The sequence below is a fragment of the Curtobacterium sp. MCBA15_008 genome (genome assembly GCF_001865065.1).
Classification (GTDB): Bacteria; Actinomycetota; Actinomycetes; order Actinomycetales; family Microbacteriaceae; genus Curtobacterium.
This window is the reverse complement of sequence record NZ_MJGN01000015.1, coordinates 1-15,283: the sequence shown is the minus strand read 5'-3', so window position 1 is coordinate 15,283 and position 15,283 is coordinate 1. Positions and strand designations below refer to the sequence as shown.

Sequence of the window (15,283 nt, the reverse complement as noted above, 5' to 3'; positions counted from 1 at the left end):
CCGCGGACATCTGTCGCTTTCGCGACCGGGGCGACGGTGGAGCGCCGGCTCGGGTGCGGCGCGCTCCCTGAGTTTCGGCCTGAGCGACACTTCTCGGGCCCGTAGCCGCGAGAACTGTCGCTCAGCGCGAAAGCCGCCGGGCGGCCCCGCGCCGTCCGGGCCGGGGGCGACGGCGGCGCGCACGGCCCGACCTGGCCCGGACGCACGAACGCCGCCCCGAGGGGCGGCGTTCGTGTCGGAGGAAGCGTGCGGGGTCAGCCGACGCGGTGGAGCCAGACGACGGGGTTGCCCTCGGCGGCGTGCCGGAAGGGCTCGAGCTCGTCGTCCCAGGCCTGCCCGAGCGCCAGACGCAGCTCACGGTGGAGTTCGAGGGCGTTGCTGCCCGCGACCTCCATCGCGTAGCGGACGCGGTCCTCGGGGACGACCATGTTGCCGGTGACGTCCGTCTGGGCGTAGAAGACACCGAGGTCCGGCGTGTGCATCCAGCGGCCACCGTCCGACTGCGAGGTCGGTTCCTCGGTGACCTCGTAGCGGAGGTGCTCCCACCCGCGCAGTGCGGAGGCGATCGCGGCACCGGTGCCGACCGCGCCGGTCCAGGTGAACTCGGTCCGGCGGGCGCCGTCCTGCGCCGGCTGGTCGAGCCACGAGAAGTTCACGGCACGGCTCATGGCGCGACCTGCTGCCCATTCGACATGCGGGCAGAGCGCGCGTGGTGAGGAGTGCACGTAGAGCACCCCGGTGGTCGTTCCGGACACGATTCCTCCGATTCGTCAGGTGCGACTTCCCCATCGACCTGGACTGGAGGTTCTCGTTCGGAACCATCGATATGCGATTGTGATGTCCTCGCGGACACGCCCATTATGCAGGCTGCGGCCCCGGAACGCCACACACCGGGAGCAACCGGTGGAGAACGGAGCCGACGGTCGGTGCCGGCGACGGTCAGTGCAGGACGGTGCCGGCGGCGTCGACCGGGTGCCGCTCCCCCGCGGTGATCGCGACCGGGACCCGGTTGTCCTCCGGCGGGATGGGGCACGCGAACTGGTACGAGAACGCGCACGGCGGCAGGACGGCCAGGTTCCAGTCGAGCTCGACGTCGGCGGCCGCTCCGGGGTCGTCGAGGTACAGGAAGCGCCCCATCGAGTACGTGCTGCCCGGGTCGTCCTCGGGCAGCGCGCTCGTGGCGTCCTGCACGATGAGCTGGAGCCGCGCCGAACCCTGGAACACCGCGGACCGCACGGCGACGAGCCGCACCGTGGTGGTGCCGAAGGCCGTCTTGATGTGCCCGGCGACCTCGAGCGGAACGCCGGCGGCGTCGACGACGCTGCCACGTGCCTCCAGGCCGGCTCCGTCCCCCGCGACCGGCGTGTACCTGCCGGAGGCGACCCAGCCGTCGGAGCGGTCGAAGCGCGCGATCCCCGCGAACCGGCCGATCGCTTCGGATGCGGGGTCCCAGACGCGCAGCGTGCCGTGGGAGACGGACCCGGCGAAGCCGTCCGGGAACGCGACCGACGAGGCGACGACCGCTTCGTCGCCGGCGACGAGCACCGTGCCGTCGACCGGCACCCCGTCGACGACCACGCCGTCCTCGGCGGCGGCCGTCACCGTCAGCCCGCCGTCGGCCGGCGCCCACTGGCCGGGGACCGGCCACACGGGCTGCGGGTGGTCGACGCGCTGGGCGTTCACCAGTGCCAGTGGCCCACGGGGGCTCGTCGCCCAGCGGTCGCGACCAGCGACGTGCTCGTCGAACGGGGTCATGCCTGCTCTTGCCGGGGGTAGATGACCTTCTGCACGATGATGATCACCGACGCGGCGACCGGCAGCGCGACCAGGGCACCGAGGACGCCGCCGATCGTCCCGCCCGCGACGGCCGCGATGACGACGAGTGCGCCGGGCACCTGCACCGCGCGCGACATGATGCGCGGCGAGATGACGTAGGCCTCGACCTGCATGTACACGAGGTAGTAGATCGCCGCGGCGAGGGCCGTGGCCGGCGAGGCGAAGAAGCAGAGCAGCGAGATGACGATCGCGGCCGCGAGGGTGCCGACCAGCGGGATGAGCGACCCGAGGAACGCGAAGGACGCCAGCAGCACCGGCAGCGGAGCGCCGATGATGAGCAGGAACACCAGGCTCAGGATGCCGTTGATGAGCGCCTGCGAGATCTGCCCGACCACGTAGCGGCCGACCGCCTGGGTGATCTGCTCGCTGACGTTGATGAAGTTCTGCCGCCGCGACGCCGGCACGAAGCGGTAGGTCATCGACTTCATCCCGCGCATCGACGCGAGGAAGTAGAGCATCAGGATGATGACGATGACGGCGCCGGTGAGTCCGGAGAGGATCCCGCTGCCGACCGCCAGGATGCCGCCACCGAGGCTCAGGAGGTTGCCCGGGTTCTCGACGAAGGACTGCAGCGACTGCAGCGCGTGGTCGACGTCGAAGGACCCGTTGAACTGCTTCGACAGGTCCTGCACCCACTGCTGCCGCGAGAGGTCCTGCACGATGTCCGGGAAGTTCTGGATGAGGTTCGTGGCCTGCTGCACGAGGATCGGCACGACCGCGAACACCACGCCGGCGAAGGCCGCCAGCACGCCGACGACCACCACCGTGATCGCCACCCAGCGTGGGACGAGCCGTTCGAGGAACGACACGAGCGGGTCGATGCCGAGCGCCAGGAACAGGGCGACCCCGATGTACACGAGGACGGTGCTGAGCTGGTTGACGATCGACCCGGCGATCAGGGCCACCAGGACGCCGATCGCCCCCATGAAGCCGATCCGGAACGCGTTGACGCGCACGCCGGTGCCACCCCGGGTCACCTCGAACGTCACGTTCGGTGTGGGGCTGTGGTCGTCTTGCTGCGGGGTGTCGCGCTTCTTGGGCAAGTGCACGTAGGGCGGGCGGGACTCGAACCCGCGGATCGTTCGGTTATGAGCCGACTGCCTTGACCAGCTTGGCTACCGCCCCTCGCCGGGGACCGTCAGGCCACCGGCTCCCCACGATACAGCGCCTCGAACGTCGCGAGCGTGCGGTTGATGTCGTGTGCCTCGATCATGGCCAGACTGCGGTCCCGCATGGCGACGTAGTCGTCGTCGGACGCCGTGAGCACCGCCGTGAGCTTCGCCGCGAGGTCCTCGACGTCGCCCGGTACGAACAGGAACCCGTTGCCGTCGATGAGGTGCGGGAGCGCCATCGAGTCCGCCGCGACGACGGGGAGCCCGGAGGCCATCCCCTCGAGCGACGAGATGCTCTGCAGTTCCGCCGTCGAGGGCATCGCGAACACCGTGGCGTTCGTGAGTGCCTGCTGCTTGACCTCGTCGGAGACGAAGCCGAGGAAGCGCACGCGGTCCTCGAGCCCGAGCTCCTTCGCGAGGGCGGTGAGCTTCGGGATCATCTCACCGTCGCCGACGATCGTCAGCGTGGTCTCGAGCTCGGCCGGCAGGATCGCCAGCGCCCGGACGAGGACGTCGAGGTTCTTCTCCGGCGCGACCCGGCCGACGAAGACGATGTCGTTGTTCGCCGGCCGCCCGGTGCGGGCGACGTAGCGCGAGGCGTCGATGCCGCACGAGATCGCCAGGACCCGCTGCCCGGCGATCGCACGGCGGAGGTAGTCGGCCGCCAGGTTCGTCGGCGTGGTGATGGCGTCGGCCTGCCGGTAGGTCTTCGCGGCGTCGTTCCAGGCGAGCTTCAGCGCGATGGGCAGCGTCCACTTGCCGAACGGCGTGTACTCGAGCAGGTTCTCCGGCATGAAGTGGTTCGTCGCGATGACCCGGATGCCGCGGGCCTTCGCCTCGTGCACGATGCCGCGGCCGACCACGACGTGCGACTGGATGTGGAGCACGTCGGGTTGGACGGCGTCGAGGATCGGCCCGGTCCACTTGCGCACGCTCCACGGCCACACGAAGCGGAGCCACGGGTGCAGCGGCCACTTGTACGACTTCAGGCGGTGCACGATGAGGGTGACGCCGTGGAGCTCCTCGTCGAAGGTGCCGTAGTGGCGGCTCGCGGCGGGGGCGACGACGTGCACCTCGTGCCCGCGCTCGGTGAGGCCGACGGCGAGCTGCTCGGCGAAGGTGGCGGCGCCGTTGACGTCCGGCGCGAAGGTGTCCGCTGCGATCAGGACGCGGAGCGGTCGGTGACCTCCCGTCGCTCCCGTCGGCCCGGCGGTCTCGGCGGGGGCGGTGGCGGTGGTGGCGTCCTCTGACACGGCTGGCGTCGTCCTCTCGTGGGCGAATGCGGGTCGGTCTGAGACGCTACCGCACCGGCTGCGGGGTGCGCGTCCGCCTCGCGGCGGACCCTGCCGTACCCAGGGATGACCCGACGGGGCCGGTCGACACCACGCCGACGGCGCCGCACCGCACCGACGGCCGCACCGCACCGGCGGCGGCGACGCCGCACCGACGGCGACGCGGCGCCGTGCTGACGACAGCGCGACCGTGCCGGCGGCGGTCAGCTCCGGGTCTGCGGGTGGTACTTGGCGAGCATGAACACACCCGTGATGGCGATCGCGGCCGCCACCACGAAGCCCGCGACGGCGATCCAGGGCGCACCCGACGCCTCGTCGAGCACGATGACGCCGATGCCGACGGCGACGATCGGGTCGATCACGGTCAGCCCGGCGATCACGAGGTCCGCCGAGCCGCTCGAGTAGGCGTTCTGCACGAAGTAGCCGCCCAGCGATGCCGCGACGACCACGCCGATGATCGCGAGGACGGTGAGCCAGTCGAAGGTGCCGTTCACGAACCGGTTGAGCACGACCTTCGCCAGCGTCGCCACGAACCCGTAGAGGACGCCCGCGGCGACGATGTAGTACAGCGCGCTCTTGTGCTTCGCGACGAGGCGGAACGACACGAGCACCAGGACGAGCACGACCGCCAGGATCACCAGCACCGTCACGAGCTGCTGCCGCGTGATGGCGCTCTCGTGCCCGACGAAGGCCGCGATCCCGACGAAGATGCCGACACCGACGATGCAGGTCCACACCGCCCGCCGAGCCCGTCGCCCGAGGGGCACGCCCGACGACCGCGACGAGAACCACGTCGTGATGACGAGCGCGACGGCGCCGAGGGGCTGCACGACGATCAGGGGCGCGAAGGTGATGCTGATCAGCTGGAGCACGACCGCGACACCGAGCATGAGCGTGCCGAGCACCCAGTAGCCACTGGAGACCAGGGCCACGACGTGTCGGACGCTGAGGCCCTTCGACTGCCGACCGAGCCGCGCCTCGACCCGCTGCACCCCACGACTCTGGAACTGCGCCCCGAGCGAGAGGAACACCGCACCGACGAGCGCGACGGGGATCATCAGCGCCTGGAACGGCGTGAGGTTGCTCACCGCATCCGGCAGCTGGAGGTCCGTCGTCACGCGTCGAGGCTATCGTCCCCCGCCGGATAACCTGGGTGAATGGCCGTTCTCCCGATCCGCATCACCGGCGAACCCGTCCTGCACGAGCGTGCAGCCGAGGTCACCGAGTTCGATGACGACCTCCGTTCACTCGTCGCCGACATGTTCGAGACCATGGACCTGGCGCCGGGGGTCGGACTCGCCGGCCCGCAGGTCGGTGTCGGCAAGCGCCTCTTCGTGTATTCATGGACCGATGATGCCGAGGTCGTGCACCGCGGCGTCGCGGTGAACCCGGTCCTGTGGATCACTCCCCCGGTGCCCGAGTCTGTGGAGGAACTCGACGAGGACGAGGAGTCCGAGGGCTGCCTCTCGGTGCCCGGCGAACGCTTCCCGCTCCGCCGCTCCGAGGGCGCCCTGCTCCGTGCGCAGGACGAGCACGGCGAACCGTTCGAGGTCGAGGCGCACGGCTGGCTCGCGCGGGTCTTCCAGCACGAGTACGACCACCTCGACGGCTTCCTCTACGCGGACCGTCTGGTGCACCCGTACGGCAAGCAGGTCGCCAAGGCGATCCGCAAGAACAGCTGGGGCGGCCCCGGCAAGTCCTGGCTGCCCGGTCGCGACCACCCCGAGGGCTGATCCGACCGGTACGCCCGTCACCCGGACGCGCTCCGGTCACGGCCTGGAGGCGCGGCTCAGCTCCGCCAGCCAGCGACCGCGTCCTGCAGGTGGTCGGTCTCCGGGTGCCCGGGGCAGTACTCGAGGAGCCCTGCGGCGACGTGCGCCTCCGTCGCCGAGTCCACGGTCCCGACCCACGGTCCGGTTCGCCGGACCGCGCATCCGGCAGCCAGCTGTTCGAGCGTCGCGTCGCCCGCGGCTGCCTGCACGGCGGCGCGCTGCTGCGAGGACAGCTCCGTCCCGGTGATGCGCTGGGCCGTGCAGTCGGTCCGGTCGTCCTCCCACACCGCCGAGTAGGTCGTGTACGTCTCGGTGCGGTCCGACGAGCCGACCGCACACACGAACGCGAAGACGATCGGTGCCGTGCCGGAAGCCGAGACGCCCGCGGTGGCCGAGCTGTCGATCGAGTCCTCGGGCTCGGACTCCGCCCCGGCCGTGCAGCCCGCGAGGCCGATCGCCGCGGCGACGAGGGTGCCCACGGCGAGGGCTCGGCGCACGGTGATCACCTGTGAACGCTAACAGCTTTCGTCCCCACGCCGGCTGCGAGCTCGGCCGCACGCCGCCGAGGATGGGCCTCGGCCGTCCGGGTTTCGGGCTCAGCGACACTTCTCGCGCCTCGGCGCCCGTGAACTGTCGCTCAGCCCGAACCTTCGCGTCAGCGCCCGCCCGGCCCAGCCCGGGCCCGCCCGACGCCGCACCGCACCGCACCGCCCCGCGCCCGCCCGCCAACGCGAAAGGCCCCCACCCCGAAGGGTGAGGGCCTGTCTGCTCCCCGAGTTGGACTCGAACCAACAACCTGCCGGTTAACAGCCGGCTGCTCTGCCAATTGAGCTATCGAGGATCACTGTCCGCTGGCGAATGACGTGCGAACAACGGGTAACAGCATAGCAGCACCTGGGAGCGACCCCGCGCATCGGGCACGCATCCCGGGCGCGCCGCGCTCAGTACCCCGCGGCCGGGTCCACCACGCCGACGAAGCCCTCGCCCGCGCCTCCGAGGAAGGCCGCCGTGTTCACCCGCACCCGCTCGGCGAGGAGCGGCGCCACCATCTCCGGCGTGTCCGCCTGGTGCGGCGTGATGACCGCGCCCGGCTCGTCCCACAGCGGGTGCCCGTCGGGCAGCGGCTCCGGGTCGGTCACGTCGAGTCCGGCGGCCGCGATCGCCCCGGACCGCAGTGCTTCGACCAGCGCATCCGTGTCGACGAGCCCACCCCGGGCGATGTTCACCAGGCGCGCCGACGACTTCATGAGCTCGAACTGCCGCGGGCCGAACAGCTTCGCGGTGCCGGAGGTCATCGCCGCGGCGATCATCACCACGTCGGCGTCCGGCAGGACCTCGTCGAGCTGGTCCGTCGTCACCGTCCGGTCGGCGCCCTCGACCGGGGACGCCGAGCGACGGACCACCGTGACGGAGACCTCGAACGGCGCGAGCAGCCGGATGTACTCGAGTGCGATGCCGCCCGCGCCGATCACGACGACGTTTCGGCCGTAGAGCGACACGCCCTCGGGCTCGGTCGCCCACGAGCGGGCCCGGGCACGCTTCTGCAGCACCCGCAGTGTGCCGAGGGTCAGCGCGAGGGCGTGCTCGGCGACGGGCTCGGCGTACGCACCCTTGGCGGAGGTGAACAGCACGCGGTCACCGTGTGCGGCGATGAGGTCGGCGAAGGCGTCGACCCCGGCGAACGGCAGCTGCACCCAACCGACGCCCGGCGTCGAGTCGAGGGCCTCGGCGAGGCCGGACGGGTCGCGCGGGTCGAGCCACACGAGCCCACGGGTGTCGGCATCCAGCGGGGCGACGGTCCCCCCGGCGTCGGTGACGGCCTGCACGTGCAGCTCCGCCGCGGTGGGCAGGATCGCCACCGGTCCGGCGGTCGGCGGGGCGATCGGCAGCGCCGCCCCGGCATCGGTCACGACGGCGCGGTGCCCACGGGCACCCGCACCGTTCCCCACGACGGACGTGCTCACGCGTTCTCCTGACGGTCGGTTCGGGGGCCGGTGCCGGCGGGCACCGGGCGGCGGGGCGCCGACGAGCGGCGCGGAGCGGCGGAGACCGCGGGGCGGCGCTTCACCGGACGTGCCGCGGTGGCGGCGAGCGTCTTCACGTAGGGGTCGACGGGGTTGTCGAGCACCTCGTCGAAGGTGCCGAGGCCGACGAGTCTGCTCTCGGCCATGATCGCGACCCGGTCGGCGAGGGCGCGGGCCTCGCGGAGGTCGCTCGACACGACGACGGCGGAGAACTGGCGGTTCCGCTGCAGGGTCGCGAGTGCCTCGAGCACCGACTGCCGGACGAGCACGTCGACGCCGCGAGCGGGTTCGTCGGCGACCAAGAGCTGCGGCTCGAGCACGAGCGCCCGGGCCAGGGCGACGCGCTGTCGCTGCCCGCTGGAGAGCTCCCACGTGTTGAGGCGCATCACCCCGAGCGGCAGGTGCACGGCGTCGACCAGGCGCGCGACGATGAGGCCGGCTTCCTTCCGGTCGAACCGACGGTCGCGGGCGTAGATCGGTTCGGCGATCGCCTCGCCGACGGTGAGGTCGGGGCTGAGCCGGTCCGCGCCGTCCTGCGGCAAGTACCCGATGCGGCCGGTGAGCCGCTCGGCCTTCCGCGACGTCGGCCGCAGGCTCCGGGTCTTCTGCCCGAGCACGGTGAGTTCGCCCCCGACGATGTGGCGGCGGTGGGCGCCCTCACCCTCGCCGACGACCCCGAGCTGTCCGGCGACGGCAGCGGCGAACGTCGACTTGCCGGACCCGGACTCGCCGAGCACGGCGAGGATCTCCCCCTGGCGGACCGTCAGGCTCACGCCGTCGACGGCCCGGATCGCGTCCGTCCCCCGTCCGCTCCGGTACTCGATCGACACGTCGTCTGCGACGACCGCCGGTCCGTTCACCGCGATCATGGGTCCCCTTCCGCGCCGCCCCCTGGCGGCGGTTCGCGACGGACCGGTGGGAACCCGTCCGTCGTGCGTGGTGCGGTGGAGGTGACCGCCTGGAGGCGCGGCACGCGTCGACGACGCCAGCCGCGCCTCCAGGGATGGTCGCGTCGGGTCAGGACCCGGCGTTCTCCAGTTCGACCAGCGTACGCCGTCGCTCCGCCTGTTCCGCCGGGTCCGGGACCGGCAGGGAGGCCAGGAGCCGCTGCGTGTAGGGGTGCTGCGGTGCGCCGAGGACCTCGGCCGTGGTGCCCGTCTCCACCAGGTCGCCGCGGTACAGCACGGCGATCCGGTCGGAGAGCGCGCCGACGACGGCGAGGTCGTGGCTGATGAACAGCGACGCGAACCCGAGGTCCTGCTGGAGCTCGAGGAACAGTTCGAGCACCCGCGCCTGCACGGACACGTCGAGCGCGCTCGTCGGTTCGTCGGCGATGAGGAGCTTCGGACGGAGCGCCATCGAGCGCGCGAGCGAGGCGCGCTGTCGCTGGCCGCCGGAGAGCTCGTGCGGGTAGCGGTCGCCGTACGCCGCGGGCAGCTGCACCATCTCGAGCAGCTCGCCGACGCGCTTGCGGGCCGCGCGCGGGCTGGACGACTCACCGTGCACGACCAGCGGCTCCGCGACGCACTCCGCGATGGTGAGCAGCGGGTTGAACGAGGTCGCCGGGTCCTGGAAGACGAAGCCGATGTCCTTGCGGTGCCGCTTGAAGTCGCGCTCCTTGTAGCCGAGCATCTCGGTGCCGAGCACCTCGAGGGAGCCCCCGGTGATCCGGGTGAGTCCGGCGATCGCGCGGCCGATGGTGGTCTTGCCCGAGCCGGACTCCCCCACCAGACCGAGGACCTCGCCGGGGCGGATGGCGAGGTCGACGCCCTTCACGGCCCTGAACGCGTGCGCACCGAGGCGGCCCGGGTACTCGATCTCGAGGCCGGTCGCCCGGACGAGCGGTTCGACGTCCTCGGTGATCGCTGCGCGCCGGGCGGTGCCGGTCGAGGCCTCGAGCCGGGGCACGGCGGCGAGCAGGCGCTTCGTGTAGTCGGCCTGCGGGTCCGCGAACAGCTGCGCGACCGGGGCCTCTTCGACGACCTCGCCCTGGTACATCACGGCGACGCGGTCGGCCAGGTCGGCGACCACGCCCATGTTGTGGGTGATGATCACGATCGCGGCGCCGAACTCGTCGCGGCAGCGGCGGAGCAGGTCGAGGATCTCCGCCTGCACCGTCACGTCGAGCGCCGTGGTCGGCTCGTCGGCGATGATGACGCTCGGCTCGAGCGCGAGGGCGCTCGCGATGACGACGCGCTGCTTCTGCCCACCCGAGAACTGGTGCGGGTAGTGGTCGACGCGGGTCTCCGGGTCGGGGATGCCGACGCGGCGGAGGTAGTCGATCGCCTTCGCGCGGGCTTCCTTCCGGGAGACGCCGCCGTGCGCCCGGAGGCCCTCGGCGATCTGCCACCCCACCGTGAAGACCGGGTTGAGGGCCGTGCTCGGTTCCTGGAACACCATCGCGCCGGCCGTGCCGCGCAGCTCGCGGAGCTTCTGCGCACCGACGCTGAGCACGTCCGTGCCGTCGAGGTAGACGGCACCCCCGAGCGTCGCGGTCTCCGGCATGAGCCGGAGCATGCTCCGGGCCGTGACCGACTTGCCGGAACCGGACTCGCCGACCAGGGCGAGGACCTCGCCCGGCCGGACGTCGAGGCTGACGCCCTTCACCGCGTCGACGGCGCCGCCGTCGGTCGCGAAGGTGACGGTCAGGTCGTCGACGACGGCGACCGGTTCGGTGGTGGTGTCGCCTGCCTGGAGGCGCGTGGTGGCGCCCGGCTGGCCGGTTGCGTCCGTCATGCGGTCGCCCCTTCCGTGCTGCTGGCCTGTTTGCGGGACACCAGCTGCTTCAAGCGCCGGCGGGCACGCAGACGCGGGTCCGAGATGTCGTTGAGGCTCTCGCCGATGAACGTGACGCCGAGGACGAGCACCACGATCGCGACACCCGGGTAGACACCGGTCCACCAGACACCGGACGCGACGTCGGACAGCGCGCGGCTGAGGTCGTAGCCCCACTCCGCACCGCTGGTCGGGCCGATGCCGAAGCCCAGGAAGCCGAGGCCCGCGAGGGTCAGGATCGCGTCGCTCGCGTTGAGCGTCAGGATCAGCGGCAGGGAGCGCGTCGAGTTCCGCAGGACGTGGCGCGTCATGATCCGCCACGGGTTCGTGCCGAGCACGCGGGCGGACTCGACGAACGCCTCGTTCTTCAGGCGCACGGCCTCGGCGCGGACGACCCGGAAGTACTGCGGGACGTACACGACCGTGATCGAGATCGCTGCGGCGATGATGCCGCCGGCGTAGCTCGAGTTGCCGCCCGAGATGACGATCGAGACGACGATCGCGAGGAGCAGCGACGGGAACGCGTAGATCGCGTCCGCGACCACGACGAGGACCCGGTCGAGCCAACCGCCGAGGTAGCCGGACACCATGCCGAGCAGGACGCCGACGATGATCGACACGACGACCGCCACGATGACCACGAGGACCGCGGTGCGGGCGCCGTAGACGACGCGGCTGAACACGTCGAAGCCGCCGACCGTGGTGCCCCAGATGTGCGTGGCGCTCGGCTCCCCGGTGCGCGGGAAGCTGACGCCGTCCGCACCCTGGAGCTGGCCGAAGCCGTACGGGGCGATGAGCGGCGCCGCCACTGCGACGACGATGTAGAGGGCGCAGATGACCACGCCGGTGATGAGCATGGCGCGCTGCCAGCCGGTGCTCCGGCGCAGCTGGACCACGACGGGCAGCCGCTTCCAGAGCGGCTCGTGGCGGTCGACGAGGGAGGTGTCAGCCATCTCTAGAACCTCACTCTCGGGTCGATGAGGGCGGCGACGACGTCGACGACGAAGTTCGTCACCGCGACGATGACCGCGAGCATCGCGACGATGCCCTGGACCGCAACGAAGTCGCGGGCCGACAGGTACTGGTTGAGCTCGAAGCCGAGCCCGCGCCACCCGAAGGTGGTCTCGGTGAGCACCGACCCACCCAGCAGCATGGCGATCTGCAGCCCCATCACGGTGATGATCGGGACCAGCGCCGGACGGAACGCGTGCGTCCGGACGAGCCGCGCCTCCCGGACACCGCGTGAGCGGGCCGCGTCCACGTACTCGGAACCGAGCGACCCGATCATGTTGGCGCGCACCAGCCGCAGGAAGATGCCGGCGGTGAGCAGACCGAGCGTCAGCGCGGGCAGCACCGCGTGCGCGAGCACATCGGTGATGATCTCGGCGTTGCCGGTGCGGAGCGCGTCGATGATGTAGATGCCCGTCGCACCGGGGATCCGGTCGAGGACGAGCTCCACCCGGGTGGACGCACGGTCGCCGAGCGGGAGCCAGCCGAGCCAGACCGAGAAGACGAGCTTGAGCAGCAGACCGCCGAAGAACACCGGCGTCGCGTACGTCAGGATCGCGAGCGCCCGGAACAGCACGTCCGGCCACTTGTCGCGCATGTACGCGGCGAGCATGCCGAGCGGGATGCCGAGCACGAGGGCGACGATGAGCGCGTAGAACACGAGCTCGGCGGTCGCGCCGCCGTACGTGACGATGATCTCGGTGATCGGCCGGTTGTCCGTCGAGGTCGTGCCGAAGTCACCGCGGAGGATGTTGCCGAGGTACTCGAAGTACTGCACGAACACGGGACGGTCGTACCCGGCCGCGTGCAGGCGTTCCTGCAGCTGGTCCGGGGTGAGCCGGCCGCCGACCGACGCGGTGATCGGGTTCCCGATGACGCGCATCAGGAAGAACACGAGCGTCACCAGGATGAAGACGGTCGGGAAGATGAGGAGGAATCTGACGAAGACGTACCGGCCGAGTCCGCCGCCACTGCTCTTGGCACTGCGTTGTGCCTGTGGCTTGGTCGGATCGGCGCCGTTCACGTCCTGCGTCGCCTCGGGGGTGCTGAGGGTCACGGTGTGGGGTGCCTTTCGAGGACGTGGCCAGGGGGCGTTCTTCGTGAGAACGCCCCCTGGCTGTCCGTTCGGTGTGTGGTGCTGCTGACTACTTCGAGAGCGTGGCGTACCGGAACTTGAACGAGGCGTCGAGCTTCAGGCCCTTGACGTCCTTGTTCGCGACCGCGACCGACTTGCCCTGCAGGAGCGGCAGGGTCGAGATCTGCTCGGCCTCACGCTGCTGGGCCTGCTCGATGAGGTCGGCACGCTTGTCGGGGTCCGACTCCGCCTGCTCCTTGGCGATGAGGTCTTGGATGACCGCGTCGTCGTAGTGGTTCTGCACGAAGTTCTCCTTCGTGAAGAACGGCGACAGGTAGTTGTCGGCGTCCGAGAAGTCCGGGAACCAGCCGAGCTGGTACTCCGGGTAGGCGTCCTTCGTGCGCTCCTGGGCGTAGGTCGTGTAGACCGTCGACTGGATGTTCACGGTGAACAGGCCCGACTTCTCGAGCTGCGTCTTCAGCAGTGCGTACTCGTCGTCCGACGCCGAACCGTAGTGGTCCGGGGCGTACTGGATGTTGAGCTCGATCTTGCCCGTCACGCCGGCGTCCGACAGGGTCTTCTTCGCCTTGTCGAGGTCCGGGGCGCCGTCGCCGTCGCCGTAGAGCGACTTGAACGGCGTGGCGGCACCGGTGAGGCCGTCCGGCACCATCGAGTACAGCGGCGTGAAGGTGTCGTTGTAGACCTCCTTCGCGAGTGCGTCACGGTCGACGACGTCCGCGACCGCCTGGCGCACCGCGAGGGCCTTCGCCGTGTCGGCGTCGGACTGGCCGGTGCCGAACGGCTGCGTCTTGAAGTTGAAGACGACGTAGCGGATCTCGCCGCCGGGGCCATCCGTCACGTTCAGGGAGTCGTCCTTGCGGAGGTCCGCGATGTCCGTCGGCGTCAGCGAGCGGTACGCCACGTCGACGTCGCCCTTCTGCACGGCGAGCTTGAGGTCGGTCTCCTTGGTGTAGTAGTTCGCCGTCACCTCGTCGGACTTCGCCTTGCCGAGGAGCCCGTCGTACTTCTTGTTCACCTTGTACTGGATGAGCTGGTTCTCCTTGTACGAGGTGATCTCGTACTGCCCGGCGAACGCCTTGCCCTTGACGATGTCGTCGGCGCTGGTGAGCTTGTCGGCGCTGAAGACGTCCTCGTCGACGATCGGACCGGCAGGGCTCGAGAGCACCTGCGGCCAGGTCTGGTCGGCGTGGTCGAGGTTGAACACGACGGTGGTGTCGTCCGGCGTGTCGATGCTCTTGAGGTTGGCGAGCAGCGACTGCGGGCCGTTCTCGTTGTTGATCTTGAGCTCACGCTCGAACGAGAACTTCACGTCGCTCGACGTGAGCGGGTTCCCGTTCGCGAACTCGAGGCCCTTCTTGAGCGTCACCGTGTACGTGGTGTCGTTCGTGAACTCGCCCTTGGTCGCGATGTCCGGCTTGACGTCCGGGCTGCCGACGGGGGTGTTCATCAGGAACGGGAACACCTGGTTCTGCACGGCGAAGGAGCCGTTGTCGTACGAGCCGGCCGGGTCGAGCGACGTGACCTTGTCCGTCGTCCCGATGCTCAGGCCGTTCAGGTCGGTGTCGCTCACGCTGCCGCCCGCGCAGCCGGTGAGCACCAGCGCCGTCGCTGCTGCCCCGGCGCCGAGCGCGATACCGCGCTTGCCCCAGCTGGCTGTGTGCTTCTTGAACACGGATGCCATGTTCGATGCCTCTCTCGGTGGTGAATGCAAGGGCCCCGGCCGGACGTGGATCGTCTGTGTGCCCGGCCAGGAACGCTCATTGCTACCACCCTGTCACGGAATGCAACAAACCCGGCGCGATTTGTTTACACCGCTGTAATGCACGAGTGCGTCGTGTGGCGCATCATCCGTGCGGTGTCGAGCGGCGCGTCGCGCACGATTGTTGCGTGGTGCAACCTGTGCGGTCCCTGGGGCGCGGGGCGTGCGGGCGCGGGCGCGCGGCCGGGCCGGGCCGGGCGCCGGGCACGGGCACGTGCGGGCGTGCGGGCGCGGGTCGGGCGCGGGCACGTGCGGGCGCGGGTGGGGGGCGCGGGCGCGAGATCGCACTTCGACGGGGTTCGGCACCGGCGATCGGCGCCGAACTGCGATCTCGGCAGCGCTGAGCGCGCCCGAGCAGGCCCGGTCCGTCACGCTCGGCGCACTCCGGCGGGCGCCCGACGGCGTGTTCCGCCCACTCGACGCCGTGCCGTCGAGTGTCGTGCGAGTGCTGAGGTTCCCGATCGCTGGCGCGAGATCGCACTTCGGCGAGTTGGAGCCGGCGATCAGCGCGATGAGATCGCACTTCGACGGGGTTCGGCACCGGCGACCGGCGCCGGAGTGCGATCTCGGCGCCGCGCGAGCCGGGCGCGCCGGGCGCGCGAGCCGGGC

Annotated in this window: 13 protein-coding genes and 2 tRNA genes; 1 reads left to right on the top strand and 14 read right to left on the bottom strand. The window is 70.8% G+C overall.

Annotation, left to right across the window (positions count from 1 at the left end; all coding sequences use genetic code 11):
• Positions 1 to 254 precede the first annotated feature (254 nt).
• The 6 genes from BIU96_RS07830 to BIU96_RS07805 all read right to left on the bottom strand — a co-directional run bounded on the left by BIU96_RS07830 (position 255) and on the right by BIU96_RS07805 (position 5,358).
• Positions 255 to 734 carry a DUF3145 domain-containing protein gene (locus BIU96_RS07830; protein ID WP_079238851.1) on the bottom strand — a complete coding sequence of 160 codons (480 nt, stop codon included), beginning with the start codon at positions 732 to 734 and terminating at the stop codon, positions 255 to 257.
• 205 nt (positions 735 to 939) lie between these two features.
• On the bottom strand, positions 940 to 1,755 hold the full coding sequence (locus tag BIU96_RS07825) for a DUF1684 domain-containing protein (protein WP_071292053.1): 816 nt from the start codon (positions 1,753 to 1,755) through the stop codon (positions 940 to 942).
• Positions 1,752 to 2,885 carry an AI-2E family transporter gene (locus BIU96_RS07820; protein WP_368072969.1) on the bottom strand — a complete coding sequence of 378 codons (1,134 nt, stop codon included), beginning with the start codon at positions 2,883 to 2,885 and terminating at the stop codon, positions 1,752 to 1,754. Before BIU96_RS07820 ends, BIU96_RS07825 begins: the two co-directional genes overlap by 4 nt.
• 1 nt (position 2,886) lies before the next feature.
• A tRNA-Ile gene (locus BIU96_RS07815) sits at positions 2,887 to 2,961 on the bottom strand.
• A 13-nt stretch (positions 2,962 to 2,974) separates the two neighbouring features.
• Complete coding sequence (locus BIU96_RS07810) at positions 2,975 to 4,201, bottom strand: glycosyltransferase (RefSeq protein WP_071292052.1); 1,227 nt, start codon at positions 4,199 to 4,201, stop codon at positions 2,975 to 2,977.
• 242 nt (positions 4,202 to 4,443) lie between these two features.
• Entirely contained in the window at positions 4,444 to 5,358 is a 915-nt protein-coding gene (locus BIU96_RS07805) for a DMT family transporter (RefSeq protein WP_175477486.1), read from the bottom strand.
• Between the two features lie 39 nt (positions 5,359 to 5,397).
• Between BIU96_RS07805 and def the strand changes: the two genes are divergently transcribed.
• Positions 5,398 to 5,973 (top strand): peptide deformylase, encoded by a 576-nt coding sequence (def, locus tag BIU96_RS07800; protein ID WP_071292051.1) that lies wholly within the window; start codon positions 5,398 to 5,400, stop codon positions 5,971 to 5,973.
• A 56-nt stretch (positions 5,974 to 6,029) separates the two neighbouring features.
• On the opposite strand, the gene BIU96_RS07795 is transcribed toward def, so the two are convergent.
• The 8 genes from BIU96_RS07795 to BIU96_RS07760 all read right to left on the bottom strand — a co-directional run bounded on the left by BIU96_RS07795 (position 6,030) and on the right by BIU96_RS07760 (position 14,596).
• Positions 6,030 to 6,518 (bottom strand): hypothetical protein, encoded by a 489-nt coding sequence (locus BIU96_RS07795; protein WP_071292050.1) that lies wholly within the window; start codon positions 6,516 to 6,518, stop codon positions 6,030 to 6,032.
• Positions 6,519 to 6,780: 262 nt separating this feature from the next.
• A tRNA-Asn gene (locus BIU96_RS07790) sits at positions 6,781 to 6,853 on the bottom strand.
• 100 nt (positions 6,854 to 6,953) lie between these two features.
• Positions 6,954 to 7,976, bottom strand: coding sequence for a D-isomer specific 2-hydroxyacid dehydrogenase family protein (locus tag BIU96_RS07785; RefSeq protein ID WP_368072968.1), 1,023 nt, complete (start codon positions 7,974 to 7,976; stop codon positions 6,954 to 6,956).
• Positions 7,973 to 8,905, bottom strand: a complete 933-nt coding sequence (locus BIU96_RS07780) for an ATP-binding cassette domain-containing protein (protein ID WP_071292049.1) — start codon at positions 8,903 to 8,905, stop codon at positions 7,973 to 7,975. The genes BIU96_RS07785 and BIU96_RS07780 overlap by 4 nt, the downstream gene beginning before the upstream one ends.
• 148 nt (positions 8,906 to 9,053) lie before the next feature.
• Positions 9,054 to 10,772, bottom strand: coding sequence for an ABC transporter ATP-binding protein (locus tag BIU96_RS07775; RefSeq protein WP_254786029.1), 1,719 nt, complete (start codon positions 10,770 to 10,772; stop codon positions 9,054 to 9,056).
• Positions 10,769 to 11,764, bottom strand: a complete 996-nt coding sequence (locus tag BIU96_RS07770; protein ID WP_071292048.1) for an ABC transporter permease — start codon at positions 11,762 to 11,764, stop codon at positions 10,769 to 10,771. The genes BIU96_RS07775 and BIU96_RS07770 overlap by 4 nt, the downstream gene beginning before the upstream one ends.
• A gap of 2 nt (positions 11,765 to 11,766) precedes the next feature.
• Positions 11,767 to 12,843: an ABC transporter permease gene (locus BIU96_RS07765; protein ID WP_071292106.1), complete on the bottom strand. Its 1,077-nt coding sequence runs from the start codon at positions 12,841 to 12,843 to the stop codon at positions 11,767 to 11,769.
• Positions 12,844 to 12,964: 121 nt separating this feature from the next.
• Complete coding sequence (locus BIU96_RS07760) at positions 12,965 to 14,596, bottom strand: ABC transporter substrate-binding protein (protein WP_071292047.1); 1,632 nt, start codon at positions 14,594 to 14,596, stop codon at positions 12,965 to 12,967.
• Positions 14,597 to 15,283 lie beyond the last annotated feature (687 nt).

Bases quoted from the DNA above. Each gene is read 5' to 3' on its own strand.
- BIU96_RS07825 (WP_071292053.1), bottom strand. From the start codon at position 1,755: ATGACCCCGTTCGACGAGCACGTCGCTGGTCGCGACCGCTGGGCGACG.
- def (WP_071292051.1), top strand. From the start codon at position 5,398: ATGGCCGTTCTCCCGATCCGCATCACCGGCGAACCCGTCCTGCACGAG.
- BIU96_RS07780 (WP_071292049.1), bottom strand. From the start codon at position 8,905: ATGATCGCGGTGAACGGACCGGCGGTCGTCGCAGACGACGTGTCGATC.
- BIU96_RS07775 (WP_254786029.1), bottom strand. From the start codon at position 10,772: ATGACGGACGCAACCGGCCAGCCGGGCGCCACCACGCGCCTCCAGGCA.
- BIU96_RS07770 (WP_071292048.1), bottom strand. From the start codon at position 11,764: ATGGCTGACACCTCCCTCGTCGACCGCCACGAGCCGCTCTGGAAGCGG.
- BIU96_RS07760 (WP_071292047.1), bottom strand. From the start codon at position 14,596: ATGGCATCCGTGTTCAAGAAGCACACAGCCAGCTGGGGCAAGCGCGGT.